Origin of the sequence: Yoonia sp. SDW83-1 (assembly GCF_046762885.1) — a bacterium.
Taxonomy (GTDB): Bacteria; Pseudomonadota; Alphaproteobacteria; order Rhodobacterales; family Rhodobacteraceae; genus Yoonia.
This window is the reverse complement of sequence record NZ_JBKQXO010000049.1, coordinates 1-1023: the sequence shown is the minus strand read 5'-3', so window position 1 is coordinate 1023 and position 1023 is coordinate 1. Positions and strand designations below refer to the sequence as shown.

Genomic DNA, 1023 nt, shown 5'->3' with positions numbered 1-1023 from the left:
TGTGTCTGACGTCAGCGCCTATGGGTCCAAATAGGGTTATTTGCTAAGAGAGTGTTTGTTGTTCATCGTAGCCACGGAGGAGTGGACGATGAGAAAGACGACGAAGACGCCTGGGGAGAAGATCGTCAAAGATATCAAACGCGCGACCCGCAGGCATTATTCATCCGAAGAGAAGATCAGGATCGTGCTGGACGGCCTGCGCGGTGAGGACAGTATTGCTGAGCTGTGCCGCCGTGAAGGCATATCACAGGGCATATATTACAAATGGTCCAAGGACTTCATGGAAGCCGGTAAGAAGCGGCTGGCGGGTGATACGGCACGTGCTGCAAACACTGACGAGGTCAAGGAGCTGCGCCGGGAAGCAAAGGATCTTAAGGAGGTCGTTGCGGAACAGACGCTCGAACTGCGTCTTCTCAAAAAAAGCATGCTCGGGGATGGGGGCGACCACGAATGAGATACCCTGCATCAGAGAAGTTAGAGGTCATCCGGCTGGTCGAAGAAAGTTATCTGTCAGCGCGCCGGACTTTGGCCAAACTGGGGATCCCCCGCACCACATTCTACCGCTGGTATGATCGATATCTACAGCGCGGCGAAGCTGGTCTTCAGGATCAATCCCCCAGGCCAAAACACGTCTGGAACCGGGTCCCCACCCAGGTGAAGCGCAAGGTTGTCGATCTCGCGCTGAAGGAAACGGAGCTGTCGCCCCGCGAGCTGGCGGTGACGTTTACAGACCAAGAACGCTATTTTGTGTTGGAATCCACGGTCTATCGCACGCTCAAGGCCCATGATCTGATCACCAGCCCGGCGTTCATCGTCCTGAAGGCTGCCAATGAGTTCCAGCACAAGACGACGGCCATCAACCAGCTCTGGTAGACAGATCAAGGTCCTTGGTTGGGGCTGGTTCTATCTCAGCACGGTTCTCGACGATTACAGCCGTTACATCGTCTCCTGGAAACTCTGCACCAACATGAAGGCTGAAGATGTGACGGATACACTGGACCTCGCATTGCAGGCGTCTGGCTG

Annotated in this window: 1 pseudogene; it reads left to right on the top strand. The window is 55.1% G+C overall.

Annotation, left to right across the window (positions count from 1 at the left end):
* Positions 1–88: 88 nt before the first annotated feature.
* Positions 89–1023: pseudogene (locus tag ACFWW4_RS22680) on the top strand (helix-turn-helix domain-containing protein); the annotation flags it as partial.